We start from the raw sequence: 21,008 nt of genomic DNA on the forward strand, positions 1-21,008 counted from the left end.
CGGGGTTCAGGGGGTGGTGCGGTTCAGGATCCGCGTCATGTCGTCGGCGGCCACCAGCAGCAGATCGGCCTGCCTGGGATCGGTGGCCGCCTCCCGGCCGCGGCGAAGCTGAGCAGGCAGATGGCTGGAGCCCGGCGCGCAGGTCGGTGATGTGCTGGTCGCGGGTGCCGGTGGCAGGGGCGGGCGGGGTGTCCATCGGTGAGGTCTTCTCAGCAGGTGATGCGGGCGATGAGGGCGGTGGCGTTGTCCGCGTACGGGTCGTTCAGTTCGTGCGCGCGCCGGACGGCGTCGTCGACCAGGCGCTCGGCGGCGGTGCGCGGGTCACCGGTGAGGTAGGCGGCCAGGTCGTGGCCGGCGTCCTCGTGGGGCTCGTAGGCACCGTCGGAGGCGAGCAGCAGCCGGCCCGGCCGGGCCGGGCCGCGCAGGTACTCGATGTCCGGGTGGCTCCAGAGGCGTTCGGTCTCCTCGTCGCTGCGTACTTCCCCGAGGCATGAGGTGATCACGTTGCGGTCCCCGCCGTCGTACACCCGGCGGGCGTTGTGGTCCTCGGTCATCTGCCGCGGCGGGCCGTCGAGCCCCTCGAGGAGGAGGTAGGCGCGGGCGTCGCCGGACCAGGCGAGGGAGAGCAGGCCACCGGAGACGTGGACGGCGACGACGGCCGCCGCGCAGGGCAGGTCGTGGCCGACGGTGCGGGCGGCGGCGTAGTGGTCGTACTCGGCGCGCAGGCCGGCCTCCGCGTCCGCGTGCCTGGCGGCGGCGCGGGCCAGACGGCGGGCAGCGATGCGGGTCCAGGAGCGGACGGCCAGGGTGTCGCCGACGCCGTCGAGCAGGGCGTAGGCGCGGGTGCCGTCCGGCATCGTGCACACGGCGGTCACGTCGCACTGGAAGGTCCGGTCACCGGACCGCTGGGCGACTCCATACGGCTTCACGGCCAGGGCCTCGTTCACGTCCTCGCGCAGACGGCAAGCCTCCCAGAACGCGGGGTCCGGGCGGTGCGCTTCGCGAGGGCGTCCGTGCCCGGACTGGTGAATCTTTCCTCGCGTTTGCGGGCGCACTCCTGGCAGTAAACGCCCAACTAGCCCATTTTCATGAGTATTTGATAGGGTTTCGCATCTCTTGTCATGTTCTCTGCACCCAGGTGTTGGACACGTCGTTGTTGGCGTAGCGATAGATACCGCCCTGGGGACTGACGCCCCACACGTTAGTCCGGGACCCGACCGCGATCCGGGACAGCACACCGGGATGAGCTTCCACTCGGCCATACCGAGAGCACCCCTTTCTCGTCGGGGACGGTGTGTTGGAGAGCTACCCGGGCGGAACGGTGATGCAAGAATCGGCCCGCCTGTCTGCCCGCTGCGCGTGACCGGGAAACGGCGTCTGCCACCCGCATACTCTCTGCGAGCGCAGGTCGGCGACGGCCGGGGCGCGGCCATGGTGACCGAAACAGGTGTCCCCCATAGGGACTTCGGACGGGACATTGATTAACGTGTCAGCCACTTCGGCGTGACCGTGCCTGCCGGACGGCGGCCGCGACCGCGTGCGCGACGGCTCGGAGTGTGCGACGAGCCGGGGGCGGTGCGCCCTACCGTGTCCCCGTGGTCGGCGCAGGCGCCGACCGGCCGAGCGCTGTACCGGTGACGAGCACGCGCCGACGCTCGTCCGACCTCCGATTCGCACGGATCACCACATGCGAGGAGCGAGCAGGACACCGCCGTGCGGCCAGGACTCCACCGTCCGGGCCGCACGGCTCGTCCTTCCGCTACGGCGCTTGGCGACCGCGGTGGTGGTGATCCTTTTGCGGTTCGCCGACACGGCTTGGAAACCGCGACCGGTAGGCCGCCCGCCCGGAGGGCGCGATGACGTTCAGAGGCAGAGGGTCACGCTCAGGCCGCTGTTGGCCACATTGCACAGTGAAACGCTGATGGCGCTTTGCGCCTCCCCGCCGCCGTCGCAGTCCCGGGCGGGTTCCAGCATCTGGAGGTCAAGAAGAACCATGGTCATTCCCACCTTTCCGCTCTTCCGCATCGCCGCACTGCCCGCGATATGCGGATAATCGCATTTCGGGACATGTGCGAGGATGCCCGTGTGCGACGACGCCGCGGAATCCCCCACACGGGTGAGAACGCAGCACTTTGTGCACCGACTCCGCGCCGGGCTCGTTCTGCGTACTGCCGCAGCTCACCACTGTAGTCCAGAGTCCGCTTGACCTTCAGCATGTCCGGCCAGTGCGTGATCAGTGGGCCGGCAGGCCGTAGGTGCGCGAGCCGCGTCGGATCTTGGGGATCACCGCAGGTGCTGCTTCAGCAGGTGGTCGGCCGCGTCGTCGATGCGGGCCAGGAGGCGGTGCACGACGGTGAGTGCGTGGGCGTGGCCGGTCGGATTCGGTCCGGTCAGCGGCCCCCATCTGCCCCGCACGCTCGAGTCGATCGCGCAACGCGACCCGTCCGGGTCGCCGCGGGCGCCGTGTTCGTCGAGGATGACGCGGTGAGGTTAGGCCTGGACCCGGTCCCGGTTCTACGGGGCGAAGCGCCGGTAGACGGTGGGCCATACCGGGCCGGAGACCGGTGGGAGCCGGCGCCAGGTGCAGCCCGAGGTGGCGACGAAAACGATCGCCGCCAGCGTCTCGCGGTCCCCCGCGCGGCGCCGGCCACCACCCGGCGGGCATCCGACCTCCGTGGGCGGGACCATCCGCCGCAACAGCGCCCGCACCTCGTTCGGGACCAGCCGCTCGACCAGGTCTGCCGTGACGGCCCGACGGCCCGTTGACATCAAAAAGGACGGTGTCCAAGCGGCGCTGGAGCGGCCCTGCTGCCGCCGGACGTCGACAATCCTGGAACATGTGAGCGTCTCGTCGCGCGAACGGGTGGATAAGACGATGGCCTGTTTGTCGGTCCGGCTGCTGCTGCCACCCTGTCCAGTGCCGGGGAACGACAGTCCCGGCCGAACATAAGGGGGTACGGCATGGGCAAGTCGAGGAAGCTGCGCGCGGCCATGGGGCTTGGCGTGGCCACGGTGGCGGCGGCTGGCGCGCTGATGGTCGCGGCGCAGGGCGACACCACGGCCAAGGAGAGCGGCGCGAAAAGTCAGGCCCTCGACCTGGGGGCTAACGTGAGGCTGAGCGCCGCTGGCGGCGGAGGGATCCTCGGCGGCCTCCTGGGATAGCGGGGGGCTCACCGGCGATCACACGGGCGAGTTCACGCTCTGACACTGCGCGTCCGCAGGGCGCGCTCGGGTCCCAGCGGTCATCGCAACACCCGACCTTCGGAACGTGAGGGCCTTTCAGATCCGCAAGATCCGCAGAGCTCAGGGACGGAAAAGCTCGACCGCGAGCGGACGGGAGACATCCGTCTCCTGGACCGAGGTGTGAGCAACCGGAAGGCATGCCGGATCGTCGGCGACCAACGGCGTTCCGGCAAGCGGTGACGCAACGAAGAGGAGGCCCGCTCAGCCCGTACGCAGAGGCGGGGTGAGCGGGTCTCGTCCGCGTTACGGCACCGGATGCTGGGGCCCCGCCTCGTGATTGAGAGCGATGACGACCACGCCGAAGAGCGAGTCGTCCGCGAGCACGCGCCAATCAGCCTCGCGGCGTTCCGCGCCCTCGGCAGCGGCAGGTCGGTGCCCTGGTCCGGGTGACTGGAAACCGCCGCGGCAGCTGGCGGGAGCCGGCGGCCGGGACCGTCTTCCGTCGCGCGACGCTCGCGGTCATCAAGGCCGAGCAGCTCGTCGGCCGCAACACCGTGGTAATCCACGGCGGCACCGTGCTGTACGACGACGAGCTCGCCGCGGGGGACGTTGTCGGCCCGCTGCCGACAACGCCGTCACCCGCAGGAGCGGGAGCTCGCTATCGCTTCGGGAGCCAAGGCGTAAGGAGAGCAGAAAATTCATCGTCGGAGATGCTCTTACTTCCCCACCCGAACTGCCACCACGCTTGAGCGTGCTGCAGGACAGGCAATGGGATATCGAAAGCAAGGCGAAAAGAGGCGATAAATGAAATGACGCCGAATTCTGCACCCAGTTTCTCACGGGAGAGCAGCGCCAACTCTACTGCATTTTTCCCTTCGACGTGAGCGATTTTCAGATCTTCTGCGGTTTTTCCTATATTACTCATCGTGGCTCTTTCTTTTGCTGCCAAAACACGCATGAACGCCCGGGTGGGGCCCACGTGCGCATGGGCCCCACCCTAACTCGTGCGCGCTGCTCATGAGCGGCACTACAGCGCTTCTACCGGAAAATCGCGCCCACGTTAGTGTAGGCGCCCGGCATGCCCCTGAGTTCAGTTATTTCCACGGTGGAGAAACCTGCCCTTGAGGACATCTTTCCCGTGAATGTTGCTAGTGCCGCTTCCTTGAGCGATGCGCCACCTTGCACGGCAGCATTGAAGGAGTTCAGATTGTCACTAAGGGCGCCGCCGTCTTGCCAGTAGGCTTTAACGCCCTTGACCTCATCGCCGAAGTGAGCAAGAGCGGCATTGAACATTTCGCCACCTCTGGGTGTGTCTGCGCCTGCGTTTATGACGAATGAGACGAGTCCATTATCGTCCATATCGGCAACGATTCCGCGCCCGCTCGGATAAACATCAACGTACGTCGGGCAGTTGACGTTATGAGCGAGTACGGGAGTTTTACCCGCAAGCACGTAGAAGGTGTGAAGGTTGGCGACACTCAGGTCCCACACCCGCTGCGGCGAGGTCACAGAGCGGATACCAATCACGTGGCTTGCAGTACCGTCCGCAGTCCGGAGCGGGTCGCCCGTATACAGGTTTGAAGCCATGACCCAGCCACGGCCAGGAACATACATCCGGTGTCCGGGAGTCGTCAGCAACCGTCCACCGTCGGCAAGTGTGACCTGAACGAGCCGGTCTGCCGGATGGGAGAGCGTCGCCGTGACCGGTGCCGAGCGTGTAACTCCGGCGTCCGGGTCAGTGGCGAGCACTTCGTCGCCGAAGCGGATCGCCTCGATGGGCTTGGACCTGCCACCGACCAGCAACACGCGCGTGCCGACAGGGAAGCTGTCCTTCAGGCAAAGTGCTTTCAGCTGTTGGAACGCCCTCGTCACGATGCCGGCAACAGCCTCTTCGGACAGGCCGAGCGCACGCAAACCCTTCCACGCGTCGGTGAATCCGACACCGGTCCTGGCGGCGGCGTCCAACGATTTGACGGCGTCCGAGATGGGCCTGAGGATCTTGCCCGCGAACAGACTCGCCACATCCACGGCCGCCCAGGCGCATCCGCCCCAGCTTCCGTCCTGACCGCCGGGGGCGATCTTCTGGGCGCACTTGATCCAGCTCCCGAAGAGGATGTCGATCGGATCGATGTCCTCTTGGTACTCCGCGATGGAGATGGTGTGCGTGGCCTGGGTGGACAGTTCCTTGGTCGAGTGCTGGCCCAGGTACACCGTCGCGCTCGCAGGGCATGTGAACTGAGACAAATCCAGGTCCTGCGCTGTGCACATGTACAGGTCGAGGACCGCCTTGAACCGGATCTTCGCGGTGATCGTGCAGTCGCCGTTGTAGAAGAGCCGGTCGATCCAGCCGTCACAGCCCTCCGTCTTCTTCACGGTCTCCGGATCGCCGATCCTCTCCATACGGTCGACGACATAGAACATGCCGCCGATGGCGATACCGGCCTCGTCGACGACGGTCCCCGTCTCGATCTGCTGCGCGTTCTCCTTCCTCTCAGCCTCGTCGGCCGCGTGCTGGGCTGATTCGGCGTAGGCCTGGGCGTCCTTGGCCGCTTCTTCGGCTGCTGCTGCTTCGGCGGCGGCGTGGTCGGCGGCCTCGCGGGCCTCCTTGGCCGCCTGCTCGGCGTCGGCTGCGGCGGCGCGGGCGGCTTCGGCGTCCAGGGCGGCCTGGTCGGCGGAGTTGCGGGCTTCCGCGGCATACCCTTCGGCCCGTCCGGCGGCACGGTCGGCTGCTGCCGCGTCCTCGGCTGCTTGCTGGCCGTAGGCGATGGTGCGGTTGAGGGATTGTGCGGCCTGGGCGGCGTAGTCGGCGGCCTGGGCGGAATATTCCAGGGCCTTCTTGGCGGAAGCGCGGGCGTCGGCGGCGTAACGGGCGGCTTCGGCGGCCAGGGTGTAGGCGGCCTTGGCGTCGCCGGCGGCCGCGTTGGCGACGCTCTGTGCCTGGGCGGCTTCCTCCTGGGCGTTCTTGGCGTGTGCCTCGGCGACGGCCAGTTGCTGTTCGGCGATCGTCTTGGAGGACTGGCCGGTCAGCACGGCCAGTCCGGCGGCGGAATCGGTGGTGATGTAGGGCGAGCCGAGCTGGATGGCGTCGTTGGCCGGTGCCGCGACCTGTGCGGCCGCGTTGCCGGCGTCCACGGCTGCCTGGGCGGTGGTGTAGGCGTGCCCGGCGGCCTCGTTGGCGCCCTTGAGCGCGGTGGCCGCCTCGGCCTTGGCCGCGTCCGCCTGCGCCTTGGCGTCGGCGGCGTGTTCCTCGGCCTTGTCGGCGAGCGCGACCGCCGACCGGGCCGAAGCCGCGGCGGACTTGGAAGCGGCGATCGCGTCCGCCGCCGTGCTGGTGGCCGTTCGGACGGCCGCGTCGGCCTTCAGCTTGGCGGCCTGTGCGGCGTCGGCGTCGGCCCGGGCCCGCTTGGCCGCGGCCTCGGCCCGGGTGGCCGCCGCGTCGGCGTCGGCCGCGGCCTGGGTGGCCTTGCCGGCCTCGGCGCGGGCTGAAGCCGCCGCTGCTTCGGCGTCGTCGGCGGCGGCGCGGGCGGCGTTGGCCGCCTGCCGCGCCTCCTGGGCGTTGTCCTCGGACTCGGATGCCTGGGCGTAAGCCTCCTTGGCGTCGGCCTTGGCCCGGGCGGTGTTGGCCTTCTGTTCGGCGTCCCAGGCGTCGTCACGAAGTGCCTTCGCCTTGTCCCGCGCGGCCTCGGCGGCCTTCCGCTTCTCGGTGGCGGTGGCATCGGCGGCTTGCGCCCGGTCCTTGGCCTGCTGGGCCTGGGAGGCGTGTTCCTGGGCCTTGGCCCTGTGCTGGGAGGCTTCGGCCTGCTTCTGCGCGGCGGTCTCCTTCTCCGCCTTGGCGGTGGCCTCCTCCTTCTCCGCCTCCAGCCGCTTCGCGTGAGCCGTGGCCGCCGCGGCCTTGGCGTCGGCCTCGGCCTCCTGGGTCTCGGCGAGCTTGGCCTTGGCGAGGTCGCGGGCGGCCTTGGCCTCGTCCGCCTGGACGGCGGCGGCATCCGCCGCGGCCTTGGCCTGCTGCTTGGCCGCCTCGGCGGCGGCGGTACGGAAGGCGGCCCTGGACCCGGCGGCCTGGGCGACCGCGCGGGCGGTGATGGTCGCACTATCGGCGGCGGAGGCACGGGTGGCGGCGTACGCGGTCTCGCCGGCCTTCACCATCGCGTTCAGCGCGGCGGCAGACGCCTTGGTGACCTGCGCCTTCTGCTGTCCGACCAGCAGTGCCCGGCCGCGGGGTGCGCCATCGCGGTCGGCGATGGCGTAGGCGGCGTTCAGGAACTGGCCGGTGCTGGTGTCCGCCGTGCCCGCGATCTGGGCCTGCTGCTTGATCACGTCGAGCTGCGTCTGCGCCGCCGCCCGGGCCTTGGCGATGCCGACGTTCGCCTTGGTGAACTGCTGCACCGTCGGGTAGTCGAGGTCGCCGGTGCCGTTGTGCCCGGAGGGCACGATGTCGAACTTCTGCGGGTCGGTGCCGTTGCAGGCCCACAGCCAGGCGTCCTGACTGTTGGCGTAGGTGTGCATGTCAAGGCATTTGCCGCTGCCGGTGTTCTTCAACTGGGTGGTGCCGTGAGTGGTGTACTCCCACTGCTGGGCACCGTTCTGCTTGCACGTCCACTGCTCGATGACGGTGCCATTGGCCGTCCCGGCACCCTTGACGTCCAGGCACTTGCCGGAGTTGACGTTGACCAGGGCATCGCCCTCGATCCGCCACTCCTGGTGGGCACCGCCGTTGCAGGTGTACATCTGCACCACGGCGCCGTCAGCCTTCGAGCCGCCCGCCACCTCCAGGCACTTGTCGGAGGCGGCGTGGATGTGGACGATCAGCGGGCTGTCACCGATCCAGCCCGGCCCGCCGGCCGACCAGTAGTCCTTCCAACGGGTCAGATGGTCGGCGATCCAGGACTGCCCAGCATCTCGCCCAGCGCCCTCGCACCGGTGGCCAAAGCCTTGGTGGCATCACGGTTGGCGGTGAGGATCTGGTTGCGCTGAGTGGCCTGCGCGGCGATCTCCCGCTGCCACTCCGCCGACGCGGTGGCCACCTCCTGGCCGAGAACCTTGCTCGGATCGATCGGGTTACGCCACGCACAGGCCGCGAACCGCGTCTTCAGGTCCTCCACCGCGAGACGGAACGGGAGACTGCCGGGCTCGGGAGCGGTACGCGGGAAACCGCCGGCGGCCAGGAACATCCGGGCGTCGTCCGCGCCCATGTCCGAGAAGGCGTAGCCGTCGAGCAGTGTGTCGAACGCCTGCCACTCGGCGTACGCCTGCGCCCACTCTTTGCTGGGCAGCCCGGGGACGGGTTCACTGTAGAGCGGCGTGCCCAGGTTCTTGACCGCCTGGATGGTCGTCTCGTCGGCCTCGGGAGCGGGATCCTCGTAGAGAAGACCCTCGTTCTTCCAGAATTGCTCCCCCAGCCACGTCGAGTAGCCCACCTGGCCGAAGAAGTCGTCACCGGAGCTGCTGGGCACGCCTGGCGGCCAGAAGAAGTCCGCGACGGAGTTGAAGCCGCCGGGGTAGGACAAGCCATCCAAGGACGCCTTCCATGTCTGTACGCGCGCACCCAACGACTCAAGGTCCCCATCGACGGTGTCCCTGTCCCGCTGGAACGCGGCGGACAGAGGCGTGTCGTTCCAGTACTCCTGGTTGGCCGTGACCCGCAGTTGCTCCGGCGTCTGGTTCAGCCCGGTCTGCGCCAGGGCCCCCATCTCAGGGCCGCCCAGCCGTAACGCGTCGGCCATCAGGCACTGGTCCTGCCGGAGCTGCTCGGCAGCCTGGGCGTCGAAACCGTCATAGCTGTCGGCGACCGTGCCGATGCGCGACAGCCCGTCATCGGACGGAGGCTGAGAGCCGATCAGGCCGGCCAGCATCGCACCGGCGGCCAGCAGCGGCACCAGAGGCTTGGAGGCGGAACGCCGCCACCGGGCCCGGGAACCCAGCCGGGGATGAATACGTGGGGCCGATCGGCCCGACGGCTCGTCAGGCGATCTGTAGGGGCGTCTGAAACGCACGGAGGCATCCTTTGCCGGAGATGGAAGCAGGCAGGGACGCCCCGGGTGAAGAGACGGAAGGACCCCGTCGACGATCACCACGACACGCCTTGGCGGTCACACCTGCGGCGTGCCGAAGCCCCCCTCCCCCACGACGGCGCTCCCCGGCCGCCCTTCAACCGCGCACCGACAGAATGGTCTGCTCCGCCGGGCACGGCGGCGGTCACCTTAAGCACGGGAGGTGATCACGCCACAAGATCCCAGCTCACCGAGTGACCGAAAGACAATCATGATCAAGCAGTGAAGAAAGCTTGTAGATAAGAAGAAAGCTTGTAGATAAAGGGTGTTACCCGAGCGGGAGGGGACTTCACACCGTCATGGCCCTTCACGATTGGCCGAAAACTTGCCCTGTACACCAACTTGTGATCCGCTCCACCCTCCGCGATCTGGAGCGCCAACTTTTCTTATCCGACGCGACGAAAGGCACATGACACCTTGTCGCCCGGGGCGCCGGAGAAAGGCAGGATCCCCACCACATGGCCCCCACCGAGCCCCTGCGCTACACCGTCGAGACACGGCAACGAACTAGGCCCCGGTGGCACCGGGCCTATACATGTCGGGGGCGTCAGCAGGCCGTGGGGACGCGCAGGTGGCGGAGCATGACCGCGAAGTTCGGGGAGTCCGGGAACGGCTGGCGATGGCCGACCTTGACGTACCCCCACGCCTCGTACAGTGCCTGGACCTTCGGATGGTCGGGATCCACCAGGAGCACGGCCAGGGCCTCCGGCCGGTCTTCGAGCAGCGCCGTGTGCAGCCGCTTGGCGGTGCCCGTCTTCCGCCACCGCGGGCGCACCATCAGCTCGGACACGGAGAACGTCGAGTCGTCCGCCGGCGGCTCGCTCAGGTGCTCGCGCCACCACTCGCGGCCGGGGGTGGCCGGGGAGCCGTACGCGAAACCGACCGGCTCATCACTTTCGTAGCCGATGACGCAGGAGAAGCCGGGGTGTCCTCCCCAGTGGTCGACGAACCAGGGGAAGCGCTGGTTGAACTCGTCGTCCATCTCGTCCGCGTACGCGTCCGCGTGCACGTCCAACAGCGTCTGCCGGATGGCGGGCAGGTCCTGGTGGCCGAAGCGGCGCAGTTCAACGGCTGTCGTGGTCAAGAGGTGCTCCATTCGGTCCGGTAGCGGTCGGTCCACTCGTGAGCGATGTGCGCGGAGGGCGCACGTGCGATGAGGTCGCGCTGGAAGTCGCCGAGGAGCTGCCGCATCCGCCCGGGCAGCGGGGCGCCCGCCATGATCGCGAAGACGGTGCCGCTGGTGGCGCACGCCTGCTCGATGTCGTCCTGGTGCAGCTGGGCCAGGGCAAGGCGGGCGGTGGTGTGCGCGCGGTTGCGGCGGTAGGAGCCGGGCAGGGCGGCCAGTGCCCGGTAGGCCGCGGCCTCCGCCTGGGTCGGGTCGCCCAGGACGTCCCGTACGGTCGCGGTCAGGGAGTGCAGCTCCGCCCAGCTGTAGAAGGCGATCCACGTCGAGCGCGGCTCGGCCGGGTCGGTCTTCGCCAGGGCGTCCTCGGCGCGGCCGAGGCAGCGCAGGGCCGCACGCCTGTCTCCGCTGTGGGCGAGCCCGACCGCCATCCGGGCCTGGGCGAGGGAGGCGTGCAGCGGGCTGCGCCGGACGATGGGCGTCGCCTGGGCGGCCTGGGCGGCGGCCACCGCCTCGGGGTACTGCTTGCGCTGGCGGGGCGAGCATGGCCCGCAGGTTCCACACCTGCATGGCCATCTCGGCGTCCTGGGAGAAGCCCGCGAGGGACAGGGCGCGGTCGAGGTGCTTGACGGCGCCGTCGAGCTGCCCGGCATCGATCAGGGCCCACGCGGCCGTCGCGGTGAAGTCGCTGGCGAGCGCGTACAGACGCTGCCGCACGCGCTGGGTGGTGGACTTGTTCTGCAGGCCGATCGCCTCGTCGGCCCCGGCCAGGGCGGCCTGGGCGAGGCGGCCGTGCCCGCCGCGGTCGGCGTCCAGCGCGACCAGTCTCTCGACGTCGTCCCGCAGCCGGATCACGTCAAAGGTGCCCATACGCGAGGGGCGGGGCGCGGGAGTGGGCATCACGGCAGCGGCAGCGGCGCCGGTGGCCGCGCTGCAGAACTGACGACGGCGCACGTCGGGGTCCTCCGATAGCGCTGGTGGGACAGTCTCGCGTTTCCCCCGAGGCACAAACCCTAGGGCCGTGGCGGACAGGCCGGTGACCATCTCCAAGGCACGCCGCTGGCGTTCCTGGGGCCACTGGTTCTCGCCGGACAGCCACCGGAACACGGTGCGCTCCGACATCGCGCCGAGACGGCCGGTCAACTCGCGGATGGCGTCGTTGACCGCAGCGGCAAGCTCCCCGGCCGACATCTGGTGCTTCGTCATCCAGGCGGCTAAGTCCGCGTTCCTGGTCTCCGCCACAACAGCACCGTAGAACGCGCGTGAGACCTAAGACAGGTCAAGGGCAGCCCAATTCGTCAGGACGAGTGGCAGCAACCCGCGCAACTTCGTCATGCACACCGCACGATGGCGGTCGGTTAGATGTCGTGTACGGCCCCGCCGCGCCTCGTTCCCCCGTGGGCACGGCGGGGCACTGACCCGATCAACCTGCTGAGGCAGCGATGAACAGTGCAGGAACCATCCAGGAGACCACCGCCGCACAGGCCGCTGCGGACCCTGCCGCAGCCGTGCTGTATGTGCGCGCCGAGCGCGGAAAGCTGAACCCCACCCTGGCACAGGAGCCCGCCGAAGAAGAAGGTCACGCCTTCGCACAGCAGCACAGGCTGACGATCACCGACACTGTCAAGGACGCCTACCGCGAACCGGAGCCCTGCCTCCGCGCCGGCTGGCAGCGCGTACGGCAGCTCACGGAGTCCGGCACGGCTGCCGTAGTGATCACGCGGTGGCCTGCATGCATCGCCCCGGAGCCCTCCTGCGAACTGCGCCACCGCGAGAACCAGTGGCTGCAGGAGCACGGCGTGCGGGTGCGGTACTCATGGGCACCGCTGGCCCAGAGTGGCGGCGAGGCCCGGTGAACACCACGCACGGTCTGTTGCACAGGGACCACCCTTGGATCGGCCGCGAGGTCGAGGACATCGCCACCGGGCGCCGGGGAATCCTGCGCGCCATCGCCCCGAGGGCACCAATCCTCGTCCAGTGGCGTGGTTGCTGCCCAAAGGCGGAGGAACGGAGTGGACCACCGACCCGGCCGCGCTCGACAACCCCTCCCCCCTCACACCGGTCAACTGCCGCCGGGAAGAGCGATGAGCGGCGCGCACGCCCGCCCCTCCCGGCCAGGCCGCGCCGTGCTCGCCCTCGCAGCGTTGGCCCTGACCCCTCCCGCGGCCGTACTGGCGCCCCACTCGACGGCCGCTCAGTTCCCGGCATCCGCGCCGCTGCCCCTGAGGTGGGCCCGCAAGCCCAGGACGACCGCCAGATCGATCGGACCGAGCGGCGCCCCGACCGGCACGGTGTCCGCCCGCACCTTCCCCGGTGGTCCGCGCCGTGACCGGCCACCACCGCAGGCTCCCGCTCGGCGGCCCGCCGTGGTGGGCCTGGTGGCAGACCTGGTGCCTGTGCGGCGCACTCCTGGCCCTGGCTCCGTCGCTCCATCCTCCTCCGTATGGCTTGTCTCTCTTACCGTGGGCGAATGAGCCGGTTGACCATGCGGTGGGTGCCTGGGTCGGTGGCGTGGATGTAGGTGGCGTGGGTGCCACGGGTGAGCAGGACGCGGTAGGTGTTGAGGGCGTAGGGGAGATACTCGCCGGGAAAGAGGTGGCGCAGGTTGGGGTCACGGCTTTCGCCGGGGTGGGCGGTCCAGCGCCGTTGGTCCAGGTGAGGTCGGGGCCGATGATGACGCCAGCAATGTGGTATTCGAGGCCTTGGGCGGTGCAGACAGCCGATCTGCTGGTGGCCACCGGTGTGGCTGGCCCAGAACTGGCTGTGGGGGGGCGAGGGCTTGGCCGTTGTCGGGGCGGGTGAGGACGGTGGCGGCGTTCCACGCGGCGTGCCAGATCCGGGCCGGGATGGTGCCGACGGAGGGGACGTCGACGGTGATGTCGAAGAGAAGGGCGGTGGCGCCGCAGGGGCAGTTCCGTGTCCAGGGCCAGCAGAAGCCGGCGGTGGTCGGCGATGTGTCCGTCGACGGTGGCCTTGTCGATGAGCCGCTGGAGGCGGAAGGCGTCGTCGGCGAGACCGAGTTCGTCGGTGTGACCGGTCCACGGCTGTGGTTCCCCGTACAGCAGGACGTCGACCCAGGCGGTATAGGCGGCGGATCCGCTGCACCGGAAGTAGCCGGTGAGCTCGAGATGGTGGTGGGCGCGGCCCATTGCGAGAGCAGCGGTGCGGATTTCGGCGACACCACGACCCTGCGATCACCTATCCGGGCCCGGTGCCCGAGACGTAAGGGGCAGTGAGGCCCACGCTTCCGCCGACATCCGCACTCGGGCCATCCGTGTGCCTGATCCCGAGGGGAACCCCGCGTCCACACTCACTCTGCTGGTTGTTGTGCTGCTGGCCCCGGTCACCGTGCTCGTCGTCGGCGCCGTGGCCTACGCCGTGCACCGCTGTCCATCGCTCAACGCGCGCGTCACAGCCGGCATCACGACCGTCACCGCACTCGCCGCTGTCCTGTCTCTGGTCATCGCGGCCGGAGGCGGTGGTGCCTGACGGCCGTCATGTCATGGCCAGGCGCCGTACAACCCCCTGCGCGGGTCACGCGTACGATGCGGGCCGCAGCCATGCGCCGACTGGTCGCCACCTTCGACGGCGACTGGACCAGCGAGAACGCCACACCGGTCCTGTCTCGGGACCTGCTCCCCGCAAAGGCGGGGAGCCGGACTCGTACCAGCGCACCGGCCCCGTCAGCCCGGGACCATTCCCGCGGGCGCAGGGAGCAGCTGATGACGCCCGGTGACGCGGCCGATGCCGTGGGACCATCCCCGCGGGCGCGGGGAGCAGACGCCGAAGATTTGCGCGACGACGGCCCGGAAGGGACCATCCCCGCGGGCGCGGGGAGCAGTCGCCCAGGATGGTGCGTACGGCCTCGAAGTCGGGGCCATCCCCGCGGGCGCGGGGAGCAGATGGTCACGGTGTCGGAGCCGATGTTGTAGGCGGGACCATCCCTGCGGGCGCGGGGAGCAGTCGAACACGGCGAGGTCGAACAGGATGCGCCGGGGACCATCCCCGCAGGCGCGGGGAGCAGCATTCGCCGCCCCGCCGCACCCGCAAGGGGATGGGACCATCCCCGCGGGCGCGGGGAGCAGTACGGAACGGCAGCGCCTCCGCGGTCATCGTGGGGACCATCCCCGCGGGCGCGGGGAGCAGGTCATCACCCGCACGGACACCACCCTCGACGGGGGACCATCCCCGCGGGCGCGGGGAGCAGAGGATCGATACGACCGACGGGACGGGGACGGCGGGACCATCCCCGCGGGCGCGGGGAACAGGCACTGGCCGTCACCACCAGTGCGTTCACGTGGGGACCATCCCCGCGGGCGCGGGGAGCAGGAAAAGCCCGTCGACGCGCCGTTCGGCACCAAGGGACCATCCCCGCGGGCGCGGGGAGCAGGCGTCGACGGTTGCGGCCCTGGCGAAGGAGCTGGGACCATCCCCGCGGGCGCGGGGAGCAGTGGCGAAAGACTGCGGTAGCTCCGTCTCAACAGGGACCATCCCCGCGGGCGCGGGGAGCAGACTGGATGACCTGCAGCGTTATGGATGCGGCAACCGGTTTCTGACTACTTTCTCCGTTTCCGGCAAATGGGAGTTAGAAAATTTAACGGGCATTTAACTTCTCCCGAAACGTCGACGTTTGGAGGCTCTGCTCCAGCCGGGTGGTGGGTTTTGGGGTGTTGGGCTGGGCGTGGGCGCGTTTGGGTTGGGGCGGCGGATCAGGATGATGCCCTCGTGGTCGGTCGGGTGCCAGGCGTGGTCGTGGGTGCGGAAAGTGAAGCCCTGCTCGTTGTTCGTTGTGTGGGCTAGGAGAGCACGGCCCTGGCCCGCGTACTGCTGAACTTCTCTCCAGAGGGCGTCGCGGATGCGGGCCGAGGGGTTGCCCACGAACACGCCTGCGGATATTTCCAGCAGCCAGCGGGTGAGGAAGCCACGTAAGCCGGGCGGGCAGTTGGTGAGGACGATGACGGTCACCAGAGCAAGTCTCCGTAGTCGTCGGGGCCGTCGTGGTTGGTGCCGGAGGCGACTTGGTGGCCGCCGTCGCTGTGGAGTGTGACCACGTCCCGGTCTTCGTCGGAAGCGGGTGAGCCGGTTTGTTCGGGCAGGAGGAGGGTGTTTGATGTCGTCGACGCACCGGTTCAGCAAGGATGTCTCGTTGATGTGGTCCCGCAGGGCGCGGCGGGTGCGCGGGCCGACGTCCTCCTCGCTCTGTGCGGCCACGTCGAAGGCGAGTGGGATGCCGATTTCCGTCTTGTAGAGGTCGGCGATGTCGAGGACGAAGGACAGTTCGTGGCCTGAGTGGATGAAGCCGAGGGCCGGGCTGCAGCCCAGGGAGGTAACGACGGCGTGGGTGATGCCGTACATGCACTGGGCGGCGGTGATGGCCTGGTTGACGGCGTCGCCGCTGGTGAAGTCGCCGGGTGTGTAGCGGCGGCCTCGCCAGGGGACGCCTGTGCGGGTGGCCTCGGTTCGGTAGCAGTCCTTGAGCCGTCTTCCCTCGCGGCCGAGGAGTTCGCGCCGGGTGAGGCCGGCGGGGTCCTCGTCCGGGAAGCGCAGCCGGTACATCTGCCGTGCCACGGCGAGGCGGCTGCGCGGGTTGGCCCACTGCCAGGCCTGGGCCTCGGCGAGGGCGGAGGAGCGGGTGAGGGCGCGGCCGGAGGCGTAGTAGCGCACGCCGTGTTCGCCGACCCAGCAGACGGCCGCGCCGGTCTCGCCCAACACGCTCATGGCCTGGTGGGTGATGCGTGTTCCGGGTCCGAGGAGGAGGGTGCCGATGGTGGCCGAGGGGATGTGGGTGGTGCCTTCGGCGTCTTGGGCGGTGATGGCGTTGGCGTCGCGGTGCACCGTGCAGCGTTCGAGGTAGATGAAGGAGAGGCGTTCGCCGGTGCGGGTGAGGTGGCGCGGGGTGAGGGCCGGGCGTCGGGAGACCGTGCTCATGATGCCTGTCGGGTGGGTTGTGCGAGGGGGGCCAGGGTGAGGAGGCCGCAGCCGTACGCCCGGGCTCGGCCGATGCCCTGGGTGAGGGTGCGGCGTATGGCGTCGGGGTCGGTGATCTCCAGTCGCCCGTCGAAGGTGACGGTGACGACGGTGACTGGCTTGCCCTGTCGGCTGCGTTTGCCGTTGGGGCCGCTGGGTTTGTCGAAGGAGAGGGTGCGGGTGTCGCCGACGGTCAGCTCGTACCGGTCGCCGGGGTGGGGCCGGCCCTGGTGGGTGGTGCCGTGGGGCAGGAGGCGTCGTTCGTCGGGTTTTTCGAGGATGCGGAAGCCGCCGCGTTTTTGGCGTTCCTCGTCGAGCAGCCAGCCCATCTGGTGGTACGGCGTGAGGTGGGCGGTGAGTTTGCGGGGTTCGCCGTCCTTTCGGCGGATGGTGTGCACGGGGTTGGCGGTGAGCCGGAAGGACCAGCGGTCGCCGGTGGCCAGGCGGTCGAGGAAGGGGGTGTAGGGCCGGGTCTGCCAGCCGGGGTTGTGCGGGTCGGCGGATGCCGCGGCGGGCCATCCGGCCTGTTCTACCAGGTGGGTGAAGTCGGGCTGGTGGGGGCTGACGACGTAGAGCAGCACCTCGGCGCGGGCTCGCTGGTCCAGGCGCCACAGCACCCGCGGGGCGTCGGTGGGCGGGGCGTCGGTGGGCAGCAGGTGGGGGAAGGAGGACATGACTGCCGCGTGCATGGCCTGGGGGGAGGAGAGGAGCCGCCGTGCGCCGGGGCGGGCGGTGTTGACGCGGAAACGGGAGAGGAACATCAGGCGCTCTCATCCTCCGGAACATCGGGCAGTGCCTCGAACGGGTCGTGCCGCAAGGTGGTGTCCGGTGGGCCGGGCGGCAGGGGCACGTGGGTGGTGACGACGGTGCGCAGCGCGTGACGGCGGTGGGCGGTAGAGAAGCTGAGCGGCTGGTCGCGCAGGACGTCCGTGGCTTCCCTCTCGTCGGCTGCCTTCTCCCGCAGGACGGTCAGCCGGTCCGGGAGGTGGTGACGGTGGTGGTGTCTGCGGTACCAGCCGGACGCCTGCCAGGGGGTGCGGCCCAGGACGTCCTCGAGGCGGGCGTTGTCGTGCAGGCCGAGTTCGACAGGTCCGGCCGGCGGACAGGAGCGGCGGCCGAGGAACGGCGGGTACACCGGGGCCTGCAGCGCCGCGTAGAGCTCGGTGAGCAGGGTGTGTTCGCCTTCTACGGCGGCGACGAAGACGGCGTCGGCGAGGTAGAACCGTTCCGACAGCGGCATGGACTTGCCGGTGATGCCGTGGTGGGCGGTGTGGAAGTCCCGGATGCGGGTGCCGGGCTGGTCGATGCGGACGCCGTACCGCAGTGCTGCCACGCGGGCGAGGCGTGTGTCGTCGTCGCGTTCGATGCCGGCCGTGGCGGCGAGCAGGCCGAGGACGCCGCTTTTGGTGGGAGCGGATTCGGTGGTGCGGCGGGTGAAACGGGAGGAGGCCCCCCAGGACTGCAGGGGGCCTGCCAGGCGGAGGGTGAGCACGCTTGTGGGGCTCATGCGGGCTTCTCCAGGCGTTCGGTCACGGCCCGGCCGACGGCGGTGACGAGGTCGTGCAAGGTGTCGGTCTCGGTGCCGAGGCCGGCGAGCTTCTGGGTGCCGGCGCCGACGCGCAGCACCCAGGTGAGCGTGGACTCCTTGTCGCCGTAGGCGCGTTCGATGTCCGGGACGTACGCGGCGAGCCGGTCGCACGCCTGCCGCAGGTGGCCGCTCCCGTCGCTGGGGACCGGTTCCTCGAAGGCGGCGACGAAGCTGGCCGGCCGGGTGGTGCGGAGTGCGACGATGACGGCGTCCGGGTGCGTGTGGTGGCCGAACGTGTTGATCTTCCCGGTGGGCAGGGAGGCGACGAAGCTGTGCACGAACGCCTCGACGGCACGGCGTACGGGCTCGGTGCGCGGTTCGTCCTCGCGCAGCCCCTCGCCGAGGTTGGCGGCGAGCTGGTGCACGCCGAGCGCCGCGTAGCGGTACAGCGTCGCGGAGTTGAAGTCGACGGTGCCGATCATCCCCGCGCCGGTCTCCTCCTCGGTGTTCTCGTCATCGACGGCGGTGTAGTAGTCGGATTCGTTCTCCACGCGGTGGACGCTGAGGGCGTGGGCGACCTGCACCGCGGCGTCGACGTTGATGTCGGCGGCGTCGGCGACCATACGGCCGAAGAGCGCGATGTCCACGGAATGGCGGGAGTCCGCGATCTGGCGGGCACGGTCCTTGTTGGACTTGTCCTTCAGGAAAGCCGTGATGTCGGCAGCCCCCTCCAGGGCGAGACGGGCCAGGCCGTCGAGCTGGCGGGCGCTGAGGAAGACCAGGTACTTGGTCTCGGGAGCGGGAGCGGGCGCCCCGTCCTTGGCCTGGTCGGCCTTCCGCTTGGGAACCTCGGTCTTCAGCCCGGTGGCCTTCACCGTCTCGTCGGCGAGCCGCAGCGCTTCCTCACCCGACAGGGCCGGGTCGAGCCCCGTGATCCGCTCGGCGAGCAGCTCGACGACCTTCTTGGTCCGCACGCCGAGTTCACTGGGCTCCAGCAGGTGCTCGTCCCGGAAGTAGGTGCGAATCGCCCGCTTCCACGCCTGGCTGGAGACGCGGGCGCGCGGCACGCCTCCGTAGACGGCCGTCTTCGGCGCGCCCGTGTCGTCCCGGTTGAGGTTGCTGGGCGGGACGGTCTGCAGGGCGTGCACGTCCAGGAAGATGCGGTTCACGAGGCGTCCTTGTCGTCCGTGTCGGTGTCCGTGGTGGTGGGCGAGGCCGAAGTGCCCGCGGTGTCCTCACCGGCGGGCTGGGCCTGCTGCCCGGTGTGGAAGGAGCGGCCCCATTCCCGCCGGACGGCCCCGGGCCCGCCGGGCCACTGCCAGGCGTAGAGCTGTCCGGCGAGCAGGCCGTAGTCCAAGGGAACGTCCGCGCGGCGCAGTAGGACGACGATGTCGCGCAGCCGCTGCGCCAGGCTGACCAGGTCCGGCGCGGTACCGGCGCGCACCAGGCGTTTGCGGACCGGATCGTCGATGTCACCCGGCGGCATCAGACGCCGCACCGCGGCGCCCAGGCCCGCCGGCCGCTCGCGGGTATGCGAACGGTGCATCCCCGTACCGCGGGACTGCTGGTGGAGCGCCCAGAGAGTCAGGGCCGTGTACAGGGCGTCCTCGGCCCGGCTCAGTTCCTGCTCGCTCAGTGCCCGCAGGCCGTCAGTACGGGCGTGGAGGGGGCCGGTGTCGACCAGGGCCCACAGGTCGGGCATCTCGGCGGCGTCCCGGCCTGCGCCGCGGCGCAGGCGGGCCAGCGCGGCGACGTCCTTGGGACGGTCGCTGAGGTAGCCCTTCTGCCACTGGGTGATGTGCGCGGTGGCGAGCTCGGCGACGCGCGAGCGGACTGTGACCGGAGCCGGAGCCGGAGCCGGAGCTGGAGTCGGGGCCGGAGTCGGGGCTGGGGCCGTGGTCATACGTGCACCTCCGTGTCGGGCAGGGTGGGTACGTCGAATACGACGGCCGCCGGGTGGACGGCGCCCGCCCGGCCGGGCGACTGCCCGGGCACGCGCGGACCGCCGCCAGCGCCGTCACCATCGACGCCTTCAGCAGCGTTGGGATCACCCAGCACCCGGGTCAGGCGTGCGCGGAACCATGTGTCGGCGAGCCCCGCGTTCAGCCACCGGGTGCCCTGCTTGCCGGTGACGGTCCGGCCCTGCCAGGCGGTCTCCCCCGCTGCCTCGACCAGGCGCTCACCGAGCCGGCTGACCAGGCCGCGCACCTCGCGCTTCCAGCCATCACGCTGCTCGAACGGGTCACCGGTTTCGGCAAGGCCGGACAGCCAGCGCCGGTAGGGCTCCTCCAGCGCGTCGAACCCGGCCGCGTGGGCCACCGTGCGCGGCCCCTCCGGGTCACTTCCACAGGCGCGGGCCAGGTCGGCGGCCAGATCCCCCAGCGCCTGCACCGCCTGCTCGGCATCCTCGGCAGCGCTGATGGCCTGCCGGGCGTACGTGCGGTCCTGCCGGTGCAGCAGCACCACGGGCATCGCCAGGTGGTCGTCGACGACGTCGTCGACCACGGACTGCTGCGTCCCGTACGCGGCCCCGATCACCCGCGCCCGCACAAGGAAGGCACGCGGCAGATGCCCCATGGTGACCAGCCGGGCGACCCACTCCAGGACACCCGGACGCAGAAACAGAGCAGCGTCCGCTCCCTGCGCGGCCTCCGACCGGTCCGCGACCAGGGAGGCGATACCACGCCAGGCCGAACGGGCCGGATCGTGCTCGCGGGGCAGGTAGACCGGCGACTCCCGCAGCTTCTTCTCCTGGGCCTTGCTGCGCCGCCACGCCGTCATCGGCTCCCGCCGGTGCATGTTCCGGGCGGCGAGCGGGTCCCCGTAACCGAGGACGACACCGTGCACGCCGTCCGCGTCGTGGTGCAGACGCAGCCGGCGCGACTGCCACGTGTACAGATCCCGCGGGCCGGTCGACGAGCGTTCGGCGCCGCCCGGACCGCACGGCTCACGCCGCCAGGCCGGCCGGTCGTCCGGGGCGATCTCCAGCTCCCCGGTGTCCGCCGCCACCAGGTTCAGCAGCAGCGTCTCGCGCAGCGTGTCACCTTCGGCGAAGACACCGCCTAGCTGTTCTGTCCGGGGAGGTTGTGGACGGGTGAGCCAGGTCTCGGCTGGGGGATCTTGAACGGGTGAGGGCCTTCCGGTTCGGTGTGGATTG

20 protein-coding genes, 2 pseudogenes and 1 CRISPR repeat array are annotated in these 21,008 nt (G+C 70.0%); of the genes and pseudogenes, 6 read left to right on the forward strand and 16 right to left on the reverse strand.

What is annotated here, in order from left to right:
* Positions 1-209 precede the first annotated feature (209 nt).
* The 3 genes and pseudogenes from AB0L74_RS33880 to AB0L74_RS33890 form a co-directional block, all read right to left on the reverse strand.
* Complete coding sequence (locus AB0L74_RS33880; RefSeq protein ID WP_365661160.1) at positions 210-929, reverse strand: hypothetical protein; 720 nt, start codon at positions 927-929, stop codon at positions 210-212.
* A gap of 934 nt (positions 930-1,863) precedes the next feature.
* Positions 1,864-1,995 carry a SapB/AmfS family lanthipeptide gene (locus AB0L74_RS33885; protein ID WP_365661163.1) on the reverse strand — a complete coding sequence of 44 codons (132 nt, stop codon included), beginning with the start codon at positions 1,993-1,995 and terminating at the stop codon, positions 1,864-1,866.
* A 378-nt stretch (positions 1,996-2,373) separates the two neighbouring features.
* A pseudogene (locus tag AB0L74_RS33890) lies at positions 2,374-2,769 on the reverse strand (transposase); the annotation flags it as partial.
* A gap of 192 nt (positions 2,770-2,961) precedes the next feature.
* On the opposite strand from AB0L74_RS33890, the gene AB0L74_RS33895 reads away from it, so the two are divergent.
* A complete protein-coding gene (locus tag AB0L74_RS33895) occupies positions 2,962-3,162 on the forward strand; it encodes a hypothetical protein (RefSeq protein ID WP_365661166.1) in 201 nt (66 codons plus the stop codon).
* A gap of 679 nt (positions 3,163-3,841) precedes the next feature.
* Here the strand turns inward: AB0L74_RS33895 and AB0L74_RS33900 are convergent.
* The 5 genes from AB0L74_RS33900 to AB0L74_RS33920 form a co-directional block, all read right to left on the reverse strand.
* Entirely contained in the window at positions 3,842-4,162 is a 321-nt protein-coding gene (locus tag AB0L74_RS33900; protein ID WP_365661169.1) for a hypothetical protein, read from the reverse strand.
* Between the two features lie 59 nt (positions 4,163-4,221).
* Positions 4,222-7,950 carry an RICIN domain-containing protein gene (locus AB0L74_RS33905; RefSeq protein WP_365661172.1) on the reverse strand — a complete coding sequence of 1,243 codons (3,729 nt, stop codon included), beginning with the start codon at positions 7,948-7,950 and terminating at the stop codon, positions 4,222-4,224.
* Positions 7,951-8,048: 98 nt separating this feature from the next.
* On the reverse strand, positions 8,049-9,059 hold the full coding sequence (locus tag AB0L74_RS33910) for a hypothetical protein (protein ID WP_365661175.1): 1,011 nt from the start codon (positions 9,057-9,059) through the stop codon (positions 8,049-8,051).
* Positions 9,060-9,780: 721 nt separating this feature from the next.
* Positions 9,781-10,317, reverse strand: a complete 537-nt coding sequence (locus AB0L74_RS33915; RefSeq protein WP_365661177.1) for a GNAT family N-acetyltransferase — start codon at positions 10,315-10,317, stop codon at positions 9,781-9,783.
* Positions 10,314-10,865, reverse strand: coding sequence for a hypothetical protein (locus AB0L74_RS33920; RefSeq protein WP_365661179.1), 552 nt, complete (start codon positions 10,863-10,865; stop codon positions 10,314-10,316). Before AB0L74_RS33920 ends, AB0L74_RS33915 begins: the two co-directional genes overlap by 4 nt.
* 16 nt (positions 10,866-10,881) lie before the next feature.
* Here AB0L74_RS33920 and AB0L74_RS33925 point away from each other — a divergent pair, with 16 nt between their 5' ends.
* From AB0L74_RS33925 to AB0L74_RS33935, 3 genes are all read left to right on the forward strand, one after another.
* Positions 10,882-11,328, forward strand: coding sequence for a hypothetical protein (locus tag AB0L74_RS33925; RefSeq protein WP_365661182.1), 447 nt, complete (start codon positions 10,882-10,884; stop codon positions 11,326-11,328).
* A gap of 49 nt (positions 11,329-11,377) precedes the next feature.
* Complete coding sequence (locus tag AB0L74_RS33930; protein ID WP_365661184.1) at positions 11,378-11,611, forward strand: hypothetical protein; 234 nt, start codon at positions 11,378-11,380, stop codon at positions 11,609-11,611.
* 187 nt (positions 11,612-11,798) lie between these two features.
* The gene (locus tag AB0L74_RS33935; RefSeq protein WP_365661187.1) at positions 11,799-12,212 is read left to right on the forward strand and encodes a hypothetical protein; all 414 of its coding nucleotides are present in this window, start codon (positions 11,799-11,801) and stop codon (positions 12,210-12,212) included.
* Between the two features lie 601 nt (positions 12,213-12,813).
* Here the strand turns inward: AB0L74_RS33935 and AB0L74_RS33940 are convergent.
* A complete protein-coding gene (locus AB0L74_RS33940; protein WP_365661209.1) occupies positions 12,814-13,080 on the reverse strand; it encodes a DNA/RNA helicase domain-containing protein in 267 nt (88 codons plus the stop codon).
* Positions 13,081-13,163: 83 nt separating this feature from the next.
* On the opposite strand from AB0L74_RS33940, the gene AB0L74_RS33945 reads away from it, so the two are divergent.
* A complete protein-coding gene (locus AB0L74_RS33945; protein WP_365661212.1) occupies positions 13,164-13,592 on the forward strand; it encodes a hypothetical protein in 429 nt (142 codons plus the stop codon).
* Between the two features lie 91 nt (positions 13,593-13,683).
* Positions 13,684-13,845: a hypothetical protein gene (locus tag AB0L74_RS33950; protein WP_365661190.1), complete on the forward strand. Its 162-nt coding sequence runs from the start codon at positions 13,684-13,686 to the stop codon at positions 13,843-13,845.
* 201 nt (positions 13,846-14,046) lie between these two features.
* Positions 14,047-14,868: a CRISPR direct-repeat array (repeat unit 29 nt; unit sequence GGGACCATCCCCGCGGGCGCGGGGAGCAG).
* 93 nt (positions 14,869-14,961) lie between these two features.
* On the opposite strand, the gene cas2e is transcribed toward AB0L74_RS33950, so the two are convergent.
* The 7 genes and pseudogenes from cas2e to casA all read right to left on the reverse strand — a co-directional run.
* Positions 14,962-15,321, reverse strand: a complete 360-nt coding sequence (gene cas2e, locus AB0L74_RS33955; protein ID WP_365661192.1) for a type I-E CRISPR-associated endoribonuclease Cas2e — start codon at positions 15,319-15,321, stop codon at positions 14,962-14,964.
* Positions 15,318-16,284, reverse strand: a pseudogene (gene cas1e / locus AB0L74_RS33960) (type I-E CRISPR-associated endonuclease Cas1e). The gene cas2e and the pseudogene cas1e overlap by 4 nt, the downstream one beginning before the upstream one ends.
* Positions 16,281-17,084, reverse strand: coding sequence for a type I-E CRISPR-associated protein Cas6/Cse3/CasE (cas6e, locus tag AB0L74_RS33965; RefSeq protein ID WP_365661195.1), 804 nt, complete (start codon positions 17,082-17,084; stop codon positions 16,281-16,283). Before cas6e ends, cas1e begins: the two are co-directional and overlap by 4 nt.
* Positions 17,084-17,830 (reverse strand): type I-E CRISPR-associated protein Cas5/CasD, encoded by a 747-nt coding sequence (cas5e, locus tag AB0L74_RS33970; protein ID WP_365661197.1) that lies wholly within the window; start codon positions 17,828-17,830, stop codon positions 17,084-17,086. Before cas5e ends, cas6e begins: the two co-directional genes overlap by 1 nt.
* Positions 17,827-19,020, reverse strand: coding sequence for a type I-E CRISPR-associated protein Cas7/Cse4/CasC (gene cas7e, locus AB0L74_RS33975; RefSeq protein WP_365661200.1), 1,194 nt, complete (start codon positions 19,018-19,020; stop codon positions 17,827-17,829). Before cas7e ends, cas5e begins: the two co-directional genes overlap by 4 nt.
* Positions 19,017-19,754 (reverse strand): type I-E CRISPR-associated protein Cse2/CasB, encoded by a 738-nt coding sequence (gene casB, locus AB0L74_RS33980; RefSeq protein ID WP_365661203.1) that lies wholly within the window; start codon positions 19,752-19,754, stop codon positions 19,017-19,019. Before casB ends, cas7e begins: the two co-directional genes overlap by 4 nt.
* Positions 19,751-21,008, reverse strand: a 1,258-nt coding sequence (gene casA, locus AB0L74_RS33985; RefSeq protein WP_365661206.1) for a type I-E CRISPR-associated protein Cse1/CasA, incomplete at its 5' end; no start/stop codon positions are given. The genes casB and casA, both read right to left, overlap by 4 nt.

This window comes from Streptomyces sp. NPDC052020 (assembly GCF_040680575.1).
Classification (GTDB): Bacteria; Actinomycetota; Actinomycetes; order Streptomycetales; family Streptomycetaceae; genus Streptomyces.